Raw genomic sequence first — 16,485 nt, forward strand, 5'->3', positions numbered from 1 at the left:
AAGGGGCCTTCCATCAGGTCCTGGAGTGAGGCCTCCGTCTCGCGGTAGGTGAGGTGGAAGAAGGCGCGGAAGAGAAGGAGGGCCAGGTAAAGGGCGTGGCTGTAGCGCCAGGGGCGGCCCCGCTTGCCTTTGGGGGNGGGAGGGGCCACCTCCCGGGCCAGGCGCAGGCAGTGTTCCAAGACCTCCTTGGGGCTTGCCTCCCTGCGAAGGAAGCCTCGCTTGCCCATCAGGAGAGAGATATACACCCGTCCTCCTGACCTTTGCAAGGCAAGCCCAGGGTGGCAGAATGAGGGTATGGTGGAAGTCCCGGAAATCCCCAAGGTGGAACGCCTGGAACTACCCGCCAAGGAGACAGCCCTAATCGTGGTGGACATGCAAAACGACTTCGCCCACCCCCAAGGGGCCCTCTTCGTGCCCGAGGCCCCCAAGAGCGTGCCCGCCATCCGCCTCCTCCTGGAAAGGGCCCGCCAGGCGGGGGTCCGGGTGATCTACACCCAGGACTGGCACCGGGAGGACGACCCCGAGTTCCGCATCTGGCCCCGGCATGCGGTGGCCGGCACCTGGGGGGCGGAAATCCTGGAGGAACTGCGCCCCGAGCCCGGGGACCTGGTGATCCAGAAGGTGCGCTACGACGCCTTCTACGGCACCCCCCTGGACCACTACCTGCACCTTTTTGGGGTGAAGCACCTGGTGGTCACGGGGACGGTAGCCAACATCTGCGTCCTGCACACCGCGGGCTCCGCCGCCTTGCGCTGGTACCAGGTGGTCCTCCCCGAGGACGCCACCAGCGCCCTCACCCCCTTTGACCTGCAGGCCGCCCTCCGCCAGATCACCTTCCTCTACCAGGGTCAGGTGACCCGGGCGGAAGGGGTGCGCTTTGTTTGAGCACCCGGTCCTCCGGGGGTTTTATCACCGCTTTGGCCCGGCCCCCTTCCACCCCCACCCTACCCCCCGGGAGGCGCCCTTTAAGGTGCTTGCGGAAAGCATTGTGGCCCAGCAGCTCTCCGGGAAGGCGGCGGCCACCCTCACCGCTAGGCTCTGGGCCCGGGTGGACCCTAGGCCCGAGGCGGTGCTGGCCCTCCCCCCGGCGGAGCTGCGCCAGGTGGGGCTTTCCCAGGCCAAGGCCCTGGCGCTTAAGGACCTGGCGGCCCAGGCCCTGGAAGGGCTTCTGGAGGGCCTCGAGGCCCTGCCCGACGAGGCGGTGAAGGCGCGGCTGGTGCGGGTCCGGGGGGTGGGCCCTTGGACGGCGGAGATGTTCCTCATGTTTGGCCTGAGGCGGCCCGATGTCTGGCCCGTGGGAGACCTGGGCCTCCAGCGGGCGGCCAGGGCCCTCTTTGGGGTGGAGCCCCAGGGGCTTGGGGCCTTCGGCGAGCCCTTCCGCCCCTACCGCAGCCACCTGGCCTGGTACCTATGGCGGAGCCTGGAATAACCCCCTTGGTCCTGGCCTGGGAACCCGAGGAGGTGGCCCTCCTGCGCCAGGCCCAGGCCCTGGGGCTTCCCCTGGCGGAGAGCTGGGTGGTGGCCCTGGAGGAGGAGTTCTTCCGCCTCAACAACCTGCCCGAGCGCATCGCCCAGCTTTTCCAGGGGGTCTTCGGGGTGCGGATTGACGAGGAGCGCCTCCTCTGGGCGGCGGAGGAAGCCGAGCGCCAGGTGCGGGAAAGCTACCTCCTGCCCGAGCGGGCGGAGGCCTTTCTGGCGGCCCTGAAGGGCGGGGGGCCCTTCCTGCTGCGCCGGGCGGGAAGCGGGGCCTTCCGCCTGGCCGACAGCCCCCAGGAGGCCCTCTTCGTCCTGAAGCGGCTCTGGGCGGAGGCCTTCCGGGTGGAGGCCATCCTGGCCCGCCACCCTGCCCTCCTGCCCGAGCCCCTGCCCGTGCTGGTGCAACGGGCCGGGGGGGCGGTGGAGGACCCCTTCCTTTCCCTGGACCTCTCCCAGGCCCTGGGGCGGGAAGTGGTGGTTTATACCTGGGAGGGGCGGGTGGTGCGGATAGAATCGTCCCATGGTGGATAGCCACGTGCACACCCCCCTCTGCGGGCACGCGGAGGGCGCCCCAGGGGAGTACCTCTTTGCCGCCAGGAAGCAGGGCCTGAAGGGCCTGGTCTTCACCGACCACAGCCCCATGCCCTCCTGGTACGACCCGGGTAGCCGGATGCGCCTCGAGGCCCTGCCCTTCTACCTCCTGGCCCTGGAGCGGGTGCGGGAGGTAAACCCCGACCTCTACGTGGGGATTGGCCTCGAGGCCGACTTCCACCCCGGTACCGAGGCCTTCGTGGCCCACCTCCTCAAGGCCTACCCCTTTGACTACGTGATCGGCAGCGTCCACTACCTGGGAGCCTGGCCCCTGGACCACCCCGACCACCAGGAGGAGTACACCTGGCGGGACCTCAAGGAGGTCTTCCGCGCCTACTTCGCCGAGGTGGAAAAGGCCGCCCGCTCCCGGCTCTTCCACGCCCTGGGCCACCTGGACCTGCCCAAGAAGTTCGGCCACCGCCTGGAGGCGGAAGCCCTCCTGGAGCTAGCCGAGCCCGCCCTCAGGGCCATGGCCGAGGAGGGGCTTTTCCTGGACGTGAACACCGCCGGGCTAAGGAAGCCCGCGGGGGAGGTCTATCCCGCCCCTGGGCTCCTCCGGCGGGCGCGGGAGCTGGGCATCGGCGTGGTCCTGGGATCGGATGCCCACCACCCCGGGGAGGTGGGCCACGCCTTCCCCGAGGCCGTGGGGCTCCTCCTGGACCTGGGGTACCGGGAGGCCTTCTTCTTCCAGGAAGGCCGGCCCCAGGCCTACCCCCTGTCTAGGACCCCGTAGACCCGCGCCTCCTGGCCCCTGAGGTCCAGGTCCGCCCGCTGGCCCCCGGCGGCCTCATAGGCCCGCACCGCCCGCACCAGGCGGGCGAAGGCCTCGGCGCAGGGGTCGGGGGCAGGGGCCTCGTACTCCATGTAGGTCACCCGCTCGTACTCCTCCCCGTACTCCAGGGCCTCCCCCTCCACGCAGTCCTCGTAGGCCTTAAGGGCCTCCTCCACCTCGAGGCGCGCCGGCTCGAGGGCCATCCTGCACCACCTCCTTAGCCAGATTATATCAGGTTTTCTTGCTCCTAAAGCGCAGGCTGGCGGCAGGAATGGGGCCTTCCTGGAAGCGCTCCTCCCGCCACGGGTCCCCCCGCCAGTGGTAGCCCATCCGCTCCCAAAAGCCAAGCTCCAGGTGGTCCAGGAGCTCTATGGCCCGCACCCACTTGGCGCTCTTCCAGGCGTAGAGGTGGGGGACCAGAAGCCGCACCGGCCCCCCCCGCTCCGGAGGCAGGGGCTTGCCGAAGAGGGTGTGGGCCAGGAGGACGTCCTCCCGCAGAAGGTCCTCCAGGAGGAGGTTGGTGGTGTAGCCCCCGTAGGCGTGGACCAGGGCGGCCACGGCCTCCGGCTTGGGCCTGGCCCGCTCCAGGAGGTCCTTCACCCGCACCCCCCGCCAGGTGACGTCCAGGCGGCTCCAGCGGGTCACGCAGTGGAAGTCCCGGGTGAGCTCCACCTGGGGAAGGGCTAGGAGCTCGGCGTAGGTGAGGGCAAAGGGTTCTTCCACCAGCCCCCCCACCTCCAGGCGCCAGGCCTCGGGGGCGACCCGGGGCTCCTCCCCGTAGGTGAGGATGGGGAAGCGGTCCGTGAGGATCTGCCCTGGGGGAACCCTGTTCATGCTCTCAGGCTACCCCGGGCAGGAAGGGGGAAAAGCGCCCCAGCTTACCGGCTTTGGTAGCGGATGACCTCCACCTTCTCCAGGGTGACCAGGCCCTCCCGCACCATGCCGTCCAACACGGGGAGGAACTCGCGGATCTTGGCCTCGGTGTCCACGATCTCCACCATCACCGGGAGGTCCTGGGAAAGCTGGAGGATCTTGGCGGTGTGGATGCGGGAGTGGGCCCCATACCCCATGAAGCCCTTGAAGACCGTGGCCCCGGCCAGGCCCCGCCGCTTGGCCTCGAGGACGATGGCCTCGTAGAGGGGCCGCCCCTCGTACCGGTCCGACTCCCCGATGAAGATGCGCAGGAGCTTGGCCTCCCCCTCTAGCCTCATGCCCCTAGGCTACCAGGAGGGCGCTCAGGCGGTAGCCCAGGAGGGCCAGGACCACCCCCAGGCCCACGCTGAGGCCCACGTAGGCCAGGGCCTTCAGGGCCTCCCCATCCTGGAGCAGGAGAACCGTCTCGTAGCTGAAGGTGGAAAAGGTGGTGAACCCCCCCAGCACCCCCATGGCCAGGAAAAGCCGGGCCTCCCCCGAGAGGACCCCCTCCAGGGAAAGCCCCACCACCAGGCCCAGGAAAAAGCTCCCCAGGGCATTGATGGCCAGGGTGCTGTAGGGGAAGCCAGGGCCCAGGAAGTCCTGGACCCAGGCCCCCAGGGCGTAGCGCAGAAGGGAGCCCAAGGCTCCCCCCAGGGCCACCAAGAGGTAGCGCTCCACCCCCAAAGTATAGTGAGGCCATGAAGCCCAAGACCCTCTCCCCCATCCTCACGGCCAAGGGGGTGCGGCTGGCCATCGCCGTGGGCCGCTTCAACGAGCGGGTGACCAAACTGCTCCTGGAAGGGGCCCTCGAGGCCTATGCCCGCCTGGGGGGGGATCCGTCCGAGGTCCTGGTGGCCTGGGTGCCGGGCTCCTTTGAGCTCCCCCTCATCGCCAAGCGCCTGGCCCAGCGCCCCGACGTGGACGCGGTGGTGGCCCTGGGGGCGGTGGTGCGGGGGGAGACCCCCCACTTTGAGTACGTGGCCGGCCAGGCGGCCAGCGGCCTGATGCAGGCCATGCTCCAGACGGAAAAGCCCATCGTCTTCGGCGTCCTCACCACCAATACCCCCGAGGAGGCCCAGGAGCGGGCCGGGGGCAAGGCGGGGAACAAGGGAGCCGAGGCGGTCTTCACCGCCATTGAGATGGTGCGGCTCCTGGAGGCTATTTCCCGGTGAAAAGGGCCCGGGCGTAGCGCAGGTGGAGGTAGAGGAAGCACCCCAGGCAGAAGCCGAAGACCAGGTTCACCAAGGCCAGGAGGGCCACCAGGAGGGCCAGGGCGTAGCCCACCCCCTTTAGCCCCAGGAGGAGGAAAAAGGAGGCCAGGCCCAGGAAGACGCCCCCCAGGAAGCGGGCGAAGCGGTGGGGCCTGGGGTCCTCCTCCACGGGACGGGAAGGTATCCGGAGGAGGCGCCTCAGGGCCACCATGAGGTCCCAGGGGGTGTGCTGGCTCACCATGAGGAGGAAGAGGAGGTAGACCAGAAAGGGAAGGTCCAGGAGGGCCGCCAGGGGCAAGAGGAGGGTGAGGAGAACCTGGTTGAAGCGGAGCTGGTTCTGATCCGTCCTCATGGGGAGAGTATACACCTGAGCCTGTGAAGCTTAGGGGTAGGGTGCACACTTCCCCCGGACCAGGGCAGAATGAGGGAGATGGTCCCCCTCCTCACCACCCCCCTGCCCGTGCCCCACGGCTTCACCACCCGCCTGGGCGGGGTCTCAGAAGGCCCCTTCGCCAGCCTCAACCTCTCCGCCGCCACCGGGGATGACCCCGAGCGGGTAGCGGAAAACCAGAGGCGGGTCCTTTCCGCCTTCGGCCACCCCCCGGTGGCCGCCCTCAAGCAGGTCCACGGCACCCAGGTGCACCGGGTGGCAGGGCCTGGCCTCTGGGAGGGGGACGGCCTCCTCACCCGTACCCCGGGCCTCCTCCTCCGGGTGGGGGTGGCGGACTGCTACCCCCTCCTCCTCTACCATCCCCAGGGGGCGGTGGGGGCCCTGCACGCGGGGTGGCGGGGGGTGGTGGGGGGCATCCTGCCCCGGGCCCTGGAGCTTCTGGCCGGGTGGGGCATGGACCCCCAGGAAGTCCACCTGGCCATGGGCCCGGGCATCGGCGGGGGGTGCTACCAGGTGGGGGAGGAGGTGGCGGAGCGCTTCCAGGAGGCGGGGCTTCCCACGCTTCGCCCGGATCCCCAGGCCCCGGGCAAGCACCTCCTGGACCTGGAGGCAGCCCTCCTCCTCCAGGCCCGCCGGGCGGGGGTGCGGGAGGAACGCATCTACCGGGTAGGGCTTTGCACCCACTGCCAGCCCACCCTCTTCTCCCACCGCCGCGACCGGGGCAGGACGGGGCGGATGTGGGGCCTGGTCATGCTACCTCCCCGTTAAGGGGGCGTTCACTCCCCCGTGGCAGAATAGGGGTATGTTCTTCCCCAAGGCCGTCCTGCCCTCCCTCCTCCACCTCACCCCCGCGTGGCTGCGGGAGCGGGGGCTGAAGGGGGTAATCCTGGACCTGGACAACACCCTCCTGCCCTACGGGGAAGAGGACCTGCCCGCGGCCTACCAGGCCTGGCTGGAGGCCCTGCGGGGGGAGGTGCCCATCTACCTCCTTTCCAACGCCCTGCCTGAGCGTTTCGCCCGGGTGCAGACCAAGCTGGGCCTCCCCGGCCACGCCCCCGCCCTCAAGCCCTGGCTGGGCTTCCGCCGGGCCCTGAAGGCCCTGGCCCTGCCCGCCCGGGAGGTGGCGGTGGTGGGGGACCAGGTCTTCACCGACGTCCTGGGGGGAAACCTGGTGGGAGCCTACACGGTCCTGGTGCCCCCCTTGCGGGAGAGGGAATTCTTTTACACCCGTTTCATACGCATGTTGGAGACTCCATTTAGGAAGCCCTGGGGAGGTTCGGCATGAGCGTGCTCACCATCGGCGACAAGCGGCTAGGAGCCATCCTCCTGGACGCCGGGCTCCTCACGGACGAGGAGCTGCAGATGGCCCTGGAGAAGCACCGTGAGGTGGGGGGAAGCCTGGCCGAGGTCATCGTGGACTCCGGCCTTCTGTCGGAAAGGCGCATTGCCCAGGCCATAGAGGACCATTTCGGCATCCCCCTGGTGGAGCTCCACACCCTGGAGATTCCCCCCAAGGTCAAGGCCCTGCTGCCCGCGGAAAAGGCCAAGGAGCTCCAGGCCATCCCCTTCGCCCTGGACGAGGAGGCCGGGGTGGTGCGGGTGGCCTTCGTGAACCCCCTGGATACCCTGGGCCTCGAGGAGGTGGAGGACCTCACCGGCCTGGTGGTGGAGCCCTACCAGGCCACCCGGAGCGCCTTCCTCTACGCCCTGGCCAAGAACTACCCCGAGCTCAACCTGCCCCTGCCTCCCCCGCCCACCGGGCCCAGCCAGGCGGAGCTGAAGCTGGGGGAGCTTCTGGTGCAAAAGGGCCTGATCTCCCGGGACACCCTGGAGGAGGCCTTGGTGGAGCAGGAACAGACGGGGGACCTCCTGGGCCGCATCCTGGTGCAAAAGGGCCTGGCGGAGGAGGACCTCCACCGGGTGCTGGCGGAGCAGAAGGGCCTGGAGTTCCTCCCAAGCACCCAGGACCTCCACCCCGACCCGGCGGCCACCGCCCTCCTCCTGCGGTCCGACGCCCTCCGCTATAGCGCCGTACCCATAGGCTTCCGGGAGGGAAAGGTGGAGGTGGTCCTGGCCGACCCCCGGCACAAGGAGGCGGTGGAGGAGCTCCTGGGCCGCTCTGCCCGCTTCTTCCTCACCCTACCCAAGGCCTGGGAGGAGCTCTTCCACCGGGCCTACCCCGAAAAAGGGCGCCTGGGGGAGGTCCTGGTCCAGGAAGGCCTCCTGAAGCGGGAGCAGCTAAGGGAGGCCCTGGAGGTGCAAAAGCGCCTCGCCAAGGCCAAGCCCCTGGGGGAGATCCTGGTGGAACTGGGCCTGGCCCGGCCGGAGGACGTGGAGGAAGCCCTGAAGAAACAGCGCCAGGGCGGGGGTCGTCTGGAGGACACCCTGGTCCAGTCGGGCAAGCTCAAGCCCGAGGCCCTGGCCCAGGCGGTGGCCACCCAGCTGGGCTTCCCCTACATCCACCCCGAGGAGAACCCCCCGGACCCCGGGGCAGCCCTCCTCCTCCCCGAGGACCTGGCGCGGCGCTACGGGGTCTTCCCCCATCACCTGGAGGGGAGGACCCTGGTCCTCCTCATGAAAGACCCCAGGAACGTCTACGCCCTGGACGACGTGCGGGCAGCCTTGAAGCGCCGGGGCCTCACCTACGAGGTGGCCCCAGCGGTGAGCACCGAGGCGGCCATCACCAAGCTCATTGAGCGCTTCTACGGCAAGGAGGAGCTGGGGGAGCTGGCCAAGGAGCTCTCCAAGGGCTACCAGGAGGAGGAGGCGGTCACCACCGAGCTGGACGAGAGCGCCGCCCAGAAGTTTGTCAAGCAGGTGATCCGCGAGGCCTACTTGCAAGACGCTTCCGATATCCACATTGAACCCCGCCAGTCTGACGTGCTGGTGCGCCTGCGCATTGATGGAGCTTTGCGCCAGTACACCACCCTGCCCAAGGGGGCCCTGGGCCCAGTGATCAGCGTGGTCAAGATCATGGGCAACCTCAACATCGCCGAGAAGCGCCTCCCCCAGGACGGGCGGGTGCGCTATCGGGAGGGCAGCATTGACGTGGACCTGCGCCTTTCCACCCTGCCCACCGTCTACGGGGAAAAAGCGGTGATGCGCCTTTTGAAGAAGGCCTCGGACATCCCGGAAATCGAGGGGCTGGGCTTTGCCCCCGGGGTCTTTGAACGCTTCCAGGAGGTGATCTCCAAGCCCTACGGCATCTTCCTCATCACCGGCCCCACGGGCAGCGGTAAGAGCTTCACCACCTTCTCCATCCTCAAGCGCATCGCCACCCCGGACAAAAACACCCAGACCATTGAGGACCCCGTGGAGTACGAGATCCCCGGCATCAACCAGACCCAGGTGAACCCCCAGGCGGGCCTCACCTTCGCCCGGGCCCTGCGGGCCTTTTTGCGCCAGGACCCGGACATCATCATGGTGGGCGAGATCCGCGACAGCGAGACCGCCAAGATCGCCACCGAGGCCGCCCTGACCGGCCACCTGGTGATCGCCACCCTGCACACCAACGACGCCGCCCAGGCCATCACCCGCCTGGACGAGATGGGGGTGGAGCTTTTCAACATCTCCGCCGCCCTGATCGGCGTCCTCTCCCAGCGCTTGGTGCGCCGGGTCTGCGAGCACTGCAAGGCGGAGGTCAAGCCTGACCCTGAGGTCCTGCGCCGCCTGGGGCTTTCCGAGGCGGAAATCCGGGGGGCCAAGCTCTACCGGGGCCTGGGTTGCGAGCGCTGCAACGGCAGCGGCTATAAGGGGCGGTATGCCATCCACGAGCTCCTGGTGGTGGACGACGATATCCGCCACGCCATCGTGGCCGGGAAGTCGGCCACAGAGATCAAGGAGCTCGCCCGGCAAAAGGGGATGAAGACCCTGCGGGAGGATGGCATCTACAAGGCCCTCCAGGGAATCACCACCCTCGAGGAGGTCCTGGCGCGTACCATTGAGTGAAGGAGGCAGGGATGCCCAAGAGCCCAGATATCGTAGACCTTTTGAGCCTGGCCGTGGAGCGGGGGGCCAGCGACCTGGTGATCACCGTGGGCCTTCCCCCCATGCTCAAGGTGGACGGGGAGTTCCACCCCACGGAGTACGAACCCCTCTCCCCCCAGGAGACCCGCAAGCTCCTCTACGCCCTCATGGACGAGAAGCAGCAGCGCATCTTTGAGGAGGAGAAGGAGCTGGACTTCTCCTTCAGCCTGCCGGGCAAGGGGCGCTACCGGGTGAACGTCTTCCTGCAACGGGGTAGCGTGGGCGGGGTGTTGCGGGTGGTCCCCGCGGTCATCAAGAGCTTTGAGGAACTGGGTCTGCCCAAGACCATCGCCGAGATCGCCCTGGCTCCCCGGGGGCTGGTCCTGGTCACGGGGCCCACGGGCAGCGGCAAGAGCACCACCCTGGCCTCCATGATCGACTACATCAACGAGCGCAAGCCCGTGCACATCGTGACCATTGAGGACCCCATTGAGTTCTTCCACAAGCACAAGCGGGCCATCATCAACCAGCGGGAGATCGGCGCCGACACTCATAACTTCCACAAGGCCCTGAGGAGCGTCCTGCGCCAGGCCCCCGACGTGATCCTGGTGGGGGAGATGCGGGACTACGAAACCATCGCCGCCGCCATCACCGCGGCGGAGACCGGCCACCTGGTGATGGGCACCCTGCACACCAACTCCGCCCCCGAGACCATTGACCGCATCATCGACGTCTTCCCCGAGGCCCAACAGGAACAGGTGCGGGTGCAACTTTCCAACAACCTGGTGGCGGTCCTTACCCAGCAGCTCCTGCCCAAGGCCTTCGGGGGCGGGCGGGTGCTGGCCTACGAGCTCATGATCGCCACCCCCGCGGTGCGGGCCCTCATCCGCGAGGGCAAGAGCCACCAGCTGAGGAGCGTGATCCAGACCGGAGGCCAGTACGGGATGATCACCATGGACGCCTGTTTGGCCGACCTCTACAAGCGCAAGCTGATCACCTACGAGATGGGCCTTGCCCGGGCGGTGGACCCCAAGGAGTTCATGCGCCTGGCCGGGGTCCAGGAAGGCACCAAGCCCCGCTAGGCGGTCTGGGTTAGACTTTAGGCCATGTACGAAGCCGTCATCGGCCTCGAGGTCCACCTGCACCTCAAGACCCGGACCAAGGCCTTCTGCGGCTGCGAAGCGGAATACTTCGGGGAGGAGCCCAACACCCACACCTGCCCCGTCTGCCTGGGCCTCCCCGGGGCCCTGCCCGTGCCCAACCGGCAGGCGGTGGAGTACGGGCTACGCCTGGCCCTGGCCCTGGGAAGCCGGGTGCCGGAGAGGCTTGTCTTCCACCGCAAGAACTACTTCTACCCCGACCTGCCCAAGAACTACCAGATCAGCCAGTACGACCTCCCCCTGGGCCAGGGTGGGGCCCTGCCCCTGGGGGAGCGTTCCGTGCGCATCAAGCGCCTCCACCTGGAGGAGGACGCCGGCAAGAGCCTCCACCTGGAGGGGCGCACCCTCTTGGACCTGAACCGGGCGGGAAGCCCCCTGATTGAGCTGGTCACCGAGCCCGACCTCAGGACCCCCGAAGAGGCCCGCCTCTTCCTACAGCACATCCAGGCCCTGGTGCAGACCCTGGGGATCTCCGACGCCTCCCCTGAGGAAGGCAAGCTACGGGCGGACGTGAACGTCTCCGTGCGCCGCCCTGGGGAGGCTTTGGGCACCAAAGTGGAAATCAAAAACCTCAACTCCTTCAAAAGCGTCCAGCGCGCCCTGGAGTACGAGATCCGGCGCCAGACGGAGATCCTGAGGCGAGGGGAAAGGGTGAAGCAGGCCACCTTGGGCTTTGAGGAGGGTAGCGGCAAAACCTACCCCATGCGCACCAAGGAGGAGGAGGCGGACTACCGCTACTTCCCCGAACCCGACCTCCCCCCCGTTCCCATCCCCCGGTCCTGGCTGGAGGAGGTGCGCCAAAGCCTGCCCGAGCTCCCCTGGGAGAAGGCGGGGCGCTACCAGGCCCTGGGAATCCGGGCCAAGGACGCGGAGGCGCTGGCCTACACCCCCGCCATGGCCCGCTTTTTGGACCGGGCCCTGGAGGTGGGCCTGGCCTCTCCCCAGGCCCTGGCCAACTGGCTCCTGGCGGACGTGGCCGGGCTCCTGAACGAGCGGGGCCTCTCCCTGGAGGAAAGCGGCCTCACCCCCGAGGGCCTAAGCCGCTTGGTGGCCCTCTTTGAGCGGGGAGAGATCACCAGCCGCGTGGCCAAGGGCCTCCTCCCCGAGGTGCTGGAGGGCAAGGACCCCGAGGCCCTGGTGCAGGAGCGGGGCCTGAGGATGGTGGCCGACGAGGGGGCCCTCAAGGGGGTGGTGGAGGAGGTGCTGAAGGCCATGCCCGAGGCGGCGGAAAGCGTGCGCCAGGGCAAGCTGAAGGCCCTGGACGCCCTGGTGGGCCAGGTGATGCGCAGGACCCGGGGCCAGGCCCAGCCCGACCTGGTGCGCCGGCTCCTCCTCGAGGCCCTTGGGGTAGGATAGGGCCGATGCGTTACGAGGAAGCCGGGGTGCACATCGAAGCCAAGGCCGAGGCCCTGAGGCGGGCCAAGGCCAAGGTGGAGGCCACCTACACCCCCGAGGTCCTGCGGGGGCTTGGGGCCTTCGGGGGGCTGTTTGACGCGGGGGCCCTCAAGGGCATGGCCCACCCGGTGCTGGTGGCCACCACCGACGGGGTGGGGACCAAGACCCTTCTGGCCCTCGAGGCCGGGGACGTCTCCGGCCTGGGCTTTGACCTGGTCAACCACTCGGTGAACGACCTCCTGGCCCAGGGGGCCAAGCCCCTCTTCTTCATGGACTACCTGGCGGCCAGCCACCTGGAGGAAGGGGTCCTCGCCGCCCTCCTCACCTCCCTGGCCCAGGCTTGCCAGGCCCACGGCATCCCCCTCCTCGGGGGGGAGACCGCAGAGATGCCCGGGGTCTACCGCGAAGGGGCCTGGGACATCGCCGGCACCCTGGTGGGGGTGGTGGAGAAGGGGGAGATCCTGGGCCCCGAGCGGGTCCGGGAGGGGGACGTGCTGTTGGCCCTACCCTCTTCCGGCCCCCACACCAACGGCTACTCCCTCATCCGCAAGGTGGTGGCGGGGCAGGACCTCCATGCCCCCATCCCCGAACTGGGGGAAAGCCTCAAAGAGGCCCTCCTCCGCCCCCACCGGGCTTACCTGGAGGAGTTCTTGCGCCTCAAGGAGGCCGGGGTGGAACTCCACGCCATCGCCCACATCACGGGAGGCGGCTTGCCGGAAAACCTCCCCCGGGCCCTGCCCGAGGGCCTAGGAGCTGAGGTAAAGAAGGGAAGCTGGCCCATCCCCCCCATCTTCCCCTACCTCCAGCGCCTGGGGGACATCCCCGAGGAGGAGATGTACCGGGTCTTCAACATGGGCCTGGGGCTCATCCTGGTCCTGCCCGCAGGGGAGGCCGAGAAGGCCCAGGCCCTGGTGGGGGGCTTCCTGGTGGGAAGGGTCATCCCGGGATCCGGGGTCCGGCTCCTATGAAGGAGATCTGGCTCATCCGCCACGGCGAGACGGAGTGGAACGCGCAGAAGCGCTTCCAAGGCCACCTGGACGTCCCCCTCTCCCCCGTGGGCATCGGCCAGGCCTTCCGCCTGGCCCAGCGCCTGGCCCGAAGCGGCCTCCCCTTTGACAGCCTCCACGCCTCGGACCTGCGCCGGGCCCGGGAAACCGCCGAGCCCCTGGCGGCGGTGCTGGGCCTTACCCTGAAGACCACCCCCCTCCTGCGGGAGATTGACGTGGGCGCCTTGGCCGGCCTCAACCGGGAAGAGGCCGAGGCCCGCTACCCCGAGTTCTTCCGCACAGCCCTGCAAGACCCCTGGTACACCCCCCGGCCGGGGGGGGAGAGCATGGCCGACCTGGCCCGGCGCCTGGAGGCCTTCCTGGAAACCCTTCCCTCGGGGCGCCACCTCCTGGTGGCCCACGGGGGCACCATCCGCGCCGCCCTCAAGCTGGTCCTGGGCCTGGAGGGCAACACCTGGCGGCGCTTCCACATCCCCAACACCTCCATCACCCGCATCCTCCTGCCGGGAGGGGAAGTCCTCACCGTCTCCGACGCCGCCCACCTGGAGACCTGGGCTGACTGGCTTTCCGATGAAAGCCTGAAATGAAAAACCCCCAGGGCCCAAAAGCCCTAGGGGCAAAAGTGGAGCGGGAGACGGGACTTGAACCCGCGACCCCGACCTTGGCAAGGTCGTGCTCTACCGACTGAGCTACTCCCGCAAGGGAAAAATCCCCCGCACCGACCTACTCTCCCAGGACCCTGCGGTCCCAGTACCATCGGCGCTGGCGCGTTTCACTTCCGTGTTCGGAATGGGAACGGGTGGTTCCACGCCGCTATGGGCACGGGGGATTCTCGTGTTTTGGCTTTCAAAATGCCCGCACCGCCTTTGGGGCGGGGGACCTTGGCTGGGGTGGCCATCAGGGCAAAAAGGGTCAAGACCTCGGACGATTGGGACCGGTCGGCTCAACGCCTCACGGCGCTTACACCCCCGGCCCATCCACCGGGTCGTCTTCCCGGGTCCTTACCGGCTTTACACCGTGGGAGGCCTCATCTTGGGGCAGGTTTCCCGCTTAGATGCTTTCAGCGGTTATCCCTCCCGCACATGGCTACCCAGCGTATGCCCCTGGAGGGACAGCTGGGAAACCAGAGGTGCGTCCCTTCCGGTCCTCTCGTACTAGGAAGAGCCCCCCTCAAGCCTCCTGCGCCCGTGGCGGATAGAGACCGAACTGTCTCACGACGTTCTGAACCCAGCTCGCGTGCCGCTTTAATGGGCGAACAGCCCAACCCTTGGGACCTTCTTCAGCCCCAGGATGCGACGAGCCGACATCGAGGTGCCAAACCTCCCCGCCGCTGTGGACGCTCGGGGGAGATCAGCCTGTTATCCCCGGGGTAACTTTTATCCGTTGATCGATGGCCCTTCCACACGGGACCACCGGTTCACTAGGCCCGGCTTTCGCCCCTGCTCGGCTTGCAGGCCTCACAGTCAGGCTCCCTTCTACCCTTGCGCTCTCCGGCGGATTTCCGTCCCGCCTGAGGGAACCTTTGGGCGCCTCCGTTACCTTTTGGGAGGCGACCGCCCCAGTCAAACTGCCCGCCAAGCGCTGTCCCCAATCCCTTGGGTTAGGCCCCCAGCCGCATCAGGGTGGTATTTCACCGGCGCCTCCACCGCCCCCGAAAGGGCGGCTTCCCAGGCTCCCACCTATCCTACGCAGACGCGACCAAGAGCCAACACCAGGCTGCAGTAAAGCTCCACGGGGTCTTTTCGTCCTGCCACGGGTAGGCCGCATCTTCACGGCCAGTTCAATTTCACCGGGTCCCTCGCCGAGACAGCGCTCCGGTCGTTACGCTTTTCGTGCAGGTCGGAACTTACCCGACAAGGAATTTCGCTACCTTAGGACCGTTATAGTTACGGCCGCCGTTCACCGGGGCTTCGGTTCAGGGCTTGCACCCCTCCCCTTGACCTTCCGGCACCGGGCAAGCGTCGCTCCCTATACCTCCTCTTACGAGTTCGCAGAGAGCTGTGTTTTTGGTAAACAGTCGCCAGAGCCTGTTCACTGCGGCTCGCCCGAAGGCGAGCACCCCTTCTCCCGAAGTTACGGGGCTAACTTGCAAAGTTCCTTGGCGAGGGTTATCCCGCGCGCCTGAGTGCTCTCGCACCCGCCCACCTGTGTCGGTTTGCGGTACGGGTTCCCGTGGGTTGTGCTTAGAGGCTTTTCTCGGCTCCCTGGCTTCGGAGGGTTGTCACCCTCACGGGCTTCCCCACCACGCAGAGCGTACGGGAGGCGGATTTGCCTACCTCCCACCCTGCGCTTCTGGCCGGGCTCGTCCATGGCTCCGGTCCCCCTAGCCTAGAGCGTCCCCCCATCGCACCCACGGGAAGGGCCGGAATATTAACCGGCTGTCCTTCGGCTACGCCTCTCGGCCTCACCTTAGGCCCCGCCTAACCCTACGCTGACGACCATTGCGTAGGAACCCTTGGGCTTACGGCGACAGGGATTCTCACCCTGTTTATCGTTACTCATGCCGGCATTCGCACTTCCCTTACCTCCAGCCGCCCTCGCGGACGACCTTCGTCGGCATCGGGAACGCTCCCCTACCGCCTGGGGCATACACCCCAGACCCGCAGCTTCGGCGCTGGGCTTAAGCCCCGATCATTTTCGGCGCAGCGTCACTCGACCAGTGAGCTATTACGCACTCTTTAAAGGATGGCTGCTTCTAAGCCAACCTCCTGGCTGTCTCAGCAACGCCACATCCTTTCCCACTTAGCCCAGACTTCGGGACCTTAGCTGGCGGTCTCGGTTGTTCCCGCGCTTGGACGCGGACGTTATCGCTCGCGCCCTCACTCCCAGGCTCCACCTGGGACCCTTCGGAGTTTGACAGGGTTTGGTAGGCTGGTGGGCCCCCTAGCCCTATCAGTGCTCTACAGGCCCCAGTCAGCACCTGAGGCTGACCCTAAAGTCATTTCGGGGAGAACCAGCTATCTCCGGGTTCGGTTAGCTTTTCACTCCTAACCCCAGCTCATCCGAGGGGTTTGCATCCCCCACCGGTTCGGGCCTCCACTGGGTTTCACCCCAGCTTCACCCTGGCCAGGGCTAGCTCACCCGGTTTCGGGTCCACGGCCGCGGACTAAACGCCCTGTTCGGACTCGGTTTCCCTACGCCTCCGCCTCATCGGCTTAAGCTCGCCCACGACCGTGAGTCGCCGGCTCATGCTTCAATAGGCACGCCGCAACCCCCAAAGGGGCCGCGACTGCTTGTAAGCCCACGGTTTCAGGCTCTATTTCACTCCCCTCCCGGGGTTCTTTTCACCTTTCCCTCACGGTACTGGTTCACTATCGGTCACCCGGAGTACTTAGCCTTAGGCGGTGGTCCGCCCAGATTCCCCCATGGCTCCACGAACCACAGGGTACTCGGGTACCCTCACCTATCCCCNCACCTTTCGCCTACAGGGCTTTCACCTTCTCNGGCGCTGCTTCCCAACAGCTTCGGCTAGGCTGGGGATTCGGTATCCGAGGGCCCCACAACCCCGCCCGGACAAGCCAGACGGTTTAGGCTCTTCCCCTTTCGCTCGCCGCTACTCAGGGAGTCGCTTTCGCTTTCCTCTCCTCTGGGTACTGAGATG

General features: G+C 67.6%; 17 protein-coding genes, 1 tRNA gene and 2 rRNA genes. 12 read left to right on the forward strand and 8 right to left on the reverse strand.

All coding sequences use genetic code 11. The features are described 5' to 3' along the window. Positions 1-294 precede the first annotated feature (294 nt). The 4 genes from B128_RS0101130 to B128_RS0101145 are packed head-to-tail and all read left to right on the forward strand — an operon-like array spanning position 295 to position 2,800. Positions 295-885 (forward strand): nicotinamidase, encoded by a 591-nt coding sequence (locus B128_RS0101130; protein ID WP_018110463.1) that lies wholly within the window; start codon positions 295-297, stop codon positions 883-885. Continuing rightward, on the forward strand, positions 878-1,429 hold the full coding sequence (locus B128_RS0101135) for a DNA glycosylase family protein (RefSeq protein WP_018110464.1): 552 nt from the start codon (positions 878-880) through the stop codon (positions 1,427-1,429). Before B128_RS0101130 ends, B128_RS0101135 begins: the two co-directional genes overlap by 8 nt. Next, positions 1,411-2,007 carry a hypothetical protein gene (locus B128_RS0101140; RefSeq protein ID WP_026174924.1) on the forward strand — a complete coding sequence of 199 codons (597 nt, stop codon included), beginning with the start codon at positions 1,411-1,413 and terminating at the stop codon, positions 2,005-2,007. Before B128_RS0101135 ends, B128_RS0101140 begins: the two co-directional genes overlap by 19 nt. Further along, complete coding sequence (locus tag B128_RS0101145; RefSeq protein ID WP_018110466.1) at positions 1,997-2,800, forward strand: histidinol-phosphatase HisJ family protein; 804 nt, start codon at positions 1,997-1,999, stop codon at positions 2,798-2,800. The genes B128_RS0101140 and B128_RS0101145 overlap by 11 nt, the downstream gene beginning before the upstream one ends. On the opposite strand, the gene B128_RS0101150 is transcribed toward B128_RS0101145, so the two are convergent. From B128_RS0101150 to crcB, 4 genes are read right to left on the reverse strand one after another with little or no spacing between them, the layout of a single operon-like run. Further along, the gene (locus B128_RS0101150; RefSeq protein WP_018110467.1) at positions 2,776-3,042 is read right to left on the reverse strand and encodes a hypothetical protein; all 267 of its coding nucleotides are present in this window, start codon (positions 3,040-3,042) and stop codon (positions 2,776-2,778) included. The genes B128_RS0101145 and B128_RS0101150 overlap by 25 nt on opposite strands. A 28-nt stretch (positions 3,043-3,070) precedes the next feature. Next, positions 3,071-3,673 carry a sulfite oxidase-like oxidoreductase gene (locus B128_RS0101155; RefSeq protein WP_018110468.1) on the reverse strand — a complete coding sequence of 201 codons (603 nt, stop codon included), beginning with the start codon at positions 3,671-3,673 and terminating at the stop codon, positions 3,071-3,073. A gap of 44 nt (positions 3,674-3,717) precedes the next feature. Then, the gene (locus B128_RS0101160; protein ID WP_018110469.1) at positions 3,718-4,050 is read right to left on the reverse strand and encodes a DUF190 domain-containing protein; all 333 of its coding nucleotides are present in this window, start codon (positions 4,048-4,050) and stop codon (positions 3,718-3,720) included. A 4-nt stretch (positions 4,051-4,054) separates the two neighbouring features. Then, the gene (gene crcB, locus B128_RS0101165) at positions 4,055-4,432 is read right to left on the reverse strand and encodes a fluoride efflux transporter CrcB (protein ID WP_026174926.1); all 378 of its coding nucleotides are present in this window, start codon (positions 4,430-4,432) and stop codon (positions 4,055-4,057) included. A 20-nt stretch (positions 4,433-4,452) separates the two neighbouring features. On the opposite strand from crcB, the gene ribH reads away from it, so the two are divergent. Beyond that, a complete protein-coding gene (gene ribH, locus B128_RS0101170) occupies positions 4,453-4,926 on the forward strand; it encodes a 6,7-dimethyl-8-ribityllumazine synthase (protein WP_018110471.1) in 474 nt (157 codons plus the stop codon). On the opposite strand, the gene B128_RS0101175 is transcribed toward ribH, so the two are convergent. Further along, positions 4,913-5,317: a DUF4395 family protein gene (locus tag B128_RS0101175; RefSeq protein ID WP_018110472.1), complete on the reverse strand. Its 405-nt coding sequence runs from the start codon at positions 5,315-5,317 to the stop codon at positions 4,913-4,915. The genes ribH and B128_RS0101175 overlap by 14 nt on opposite strands. Positions 5,318-5,395: 78 nt before the next feature. Here B128_RS0101175 and pgeF point away from each other — a divergent pair, with 78 nt between their 5' ends. Genes pgeF through B128_RS0101210 form a run of 7 tightly spaced genes read left to right on the forward strand, consistent with a single transcriptional unit; the run spans position 5,396 to position 13,471 of the window. Then, a complete protein-coding gene (pgeF, locus tag B128_RS0101180) occupies positions 5,396-6,124 on the forward strand; it encodes a peptidoglycan editing factor PgeF (protein ID WP_018110473.1) in 729 nt (242 codons plus the stop codon). Positions 6,125-6,158: 34 nt separating this feature from the next. After that, on the forward strand, positions 6,159-6,641 hold the full coding sequence (locus B128_RS0101185; protein WP_018110474.1) for a YqeG family HAD IIIA-type phosphatase: 483 nt from the start codon (positions 6,159-6,161) through the stop codon (positions 6,639-6,641). After that, positions 6,638-9,304 carry a type IV pilus assembly ATPase PilB gene (gene pilB / locus B128_RS0101190; RefSeq protein ID WP_018110475.1) on the forward strand — a complete coding sequence of 889 codons (2,667 nt, stop codon included), beginning with the start codon at positions 6,638-6,640 and terminating at the stop codon, positions 9,302-9,304. The genes B128_RS0101185 and pilB overlap by 4 nt, the downstream gene beginning before the upstream one ends. Positions 9,305-9,315: 11 nt before the next feature. After that, the gene (locus B128_RS0101195) at positions 9,316-10,404 is read left to right on the forward strand and encodes a type IV pilus twitching motility protein PilT (RefSeq protein WP_018110476.1); all 1,089 of its coding nucleotides are present in this window, start codon (positions 9,316-9,318) and stop codon (positions 10,402-10,404) included. Between the two features lie 24 nt (positions 10,405-10,428). Then, complete coding sequence (gene gatB / locus B128_RS0101200) at positions 10,429-11,838, forward strand: Asp-tRNA(Asn)/Glu-tRNA(Gln) amidotransferase subunit GatB (protein ID WP_018110477.1); 1,410 nt, start codon at positions 10,429-10,431, stop codon at positions 11,836-11,838. A 5-nt stretch (positions 11,839-11,843) separates the two neighbouring features. After that, a complete protein-coding gene (gene purM / locus B128_RS0101205; RefSeq protein WP_018110478.1) occupies positions 11,844-12,845 on the forward strand; it encodes a phosphoribosylformylglycinamidine cyclo-ligase in 1,002 nt (333 codons plus the stop codon). Continuing rightward, positions 12,842-13,471 carry a histidine phosphatase family protein gene (locus tag B128_RS0101210; RefSeq protein ID WP_018110479.1) on the forward strand — a complete coding sequence of 210 codons (630 nt, stop codon included), beginning with the start codon at positions 12,842-12,844 and terminating at the stop codon, positions 13,469-13,471. The genes purM and B128_RS0101210 overlap by 4 nt, the downstream gene beginning before the upstream one ends. Positions 13,472-13,507: 36 nt before the next feature. Here B128_RS0101210 and B128_RS0101215 read toward each other — a convergent pair. The 3 genes from B128_RS0101215 to B128_RS0101225 form a co-directional block, all read right to left on the reverse strand. Then, positions 13,508-13,583: transfer RNA gene (locus B128_RS0101215), tRNA-Gly, on the reverse strand. Between the two features lie 11 nt (positions 13,584-13,594). Beyond that, positions 13,595-13,711 (reverse strand): 5S ribosomal RNA (gene rrf, locus B128_RS0101220). An 81-nt stretch (positions 13,712-13,792) separates the two neighbouring features. Further along, positions 13,793-16,485: ribosomal RNA gene (locus B128_RS0101225) — 23S ribosomal RNA — on the reverse strand; the annotation flags it as partial.

It is taken from the genome of Thermus igniterrae ATCC 700962, assembly GCF_000376265.1.
Taxonomy (GTDB): Bacteria; Deinococcota; Deinococci; order Deinococcales; family Thermaceae; genus Thermus; species Thermus igniterrae.

Coding starts and splice junctions, on each gene's coding strand:
- B128_RS0101150 (WP_018110467.1), bottom strand. CDS start 3,042: ATGGCCCTCGAGCCGGCGCGCCTCGAGGTGGAGGAGGCCCTTAAGGCC.
- purM (WP_018110478.1), top strand. CDS start 11,844: ATGCGTTACGAGGAAGCCGGGGTGCACATCGAAGCCAAGGCCGAGGCC.
- B128_RS0101155 (WP_018110468.1), bottom strand. CDS start 3,673: ATGAACAGGGTTCCCCCAGGGCAGATCCTCACGGACCGCTTCCCCATC.
- ribH (WP_018110471.1), top strand. CDS start 4,453: ATGAAGCCCAAGACCCTCTCCCCCATCCTCACGGCCAAGGGGGTGCGG.
- B128_RS0101140 (WP_026174924.1), top strand. CDS start 1,411: ATGGCGGAGCCTGGAATAACCCCCTTGGTCCTGGCCTGGGAACCCGAG.
- B128_RS0101195 (WP_018110476.1), top strand. CDS start 9,316: ATGCCCAAGAGCCCAGATATCGTAGACCTTTTGAGCCTGGCCGTGGAG.
- B128_RS0101145 (WP_018110466.1), top strand. CDS start 1,997: ATGGTGGATAGCCACGTGCACACCCCCCTCTGCGGGCACGCGGAGGGC.
- B128_RS0101160 (WP_018110469.1), bottom strand. CDS start 4,050: ATGAGGCTAGAGGGGGAGGCCAAGCTCCTGCGCATCTTCATCGGGGAG.
- B128_RS0101130 (WP_018110463.1), top strand. CDS start 295: ATGGTGGAAGTCCCGGAAATCCCCAAGGTGGAACGCCTGGAACTACCC.
- B128_RS0101175 (WP_018110472.1), bottom strand. CDS start 5,317: ATGAGGACGGATCAGAACCAGCTCCGCTTCAACCAGGTTCTCCTCACC.
- B128_RS0101185 (WP_018110474.1), top strand. CDS start 6,159: ATGTTCTTCCCCAAGGCCGTCCTGCCCTCCCTCCTCCACCTCACCCCC.
- B128_RS0101210 (WP_018110479.1), top strand. CDS start 12,842: ATGAAGGAGATCTGGCTCATCCGCCACGGCGAGACGGAGTGGAACGCG.
- pgeF (WP_018110473.1), top strand. CDS start 5,396: ATGGTCCCCCTCCTCACCACCCCCCTGCCCGTGCCCCACGGCTTCACC.
- pilB (WP_018110475.1), top strand. CDS start 6,638: ATGAGCGTGCTCACCATCGGCGACAAGCGGCTAGGAGCCATCCTCCTG.
- gatB (WP_018110477.1), top strand. CDS start 10,429: ATGTACGAAGCCGTCATCGGCCTCGAGGTCCACCTGCACCTCAAGACC.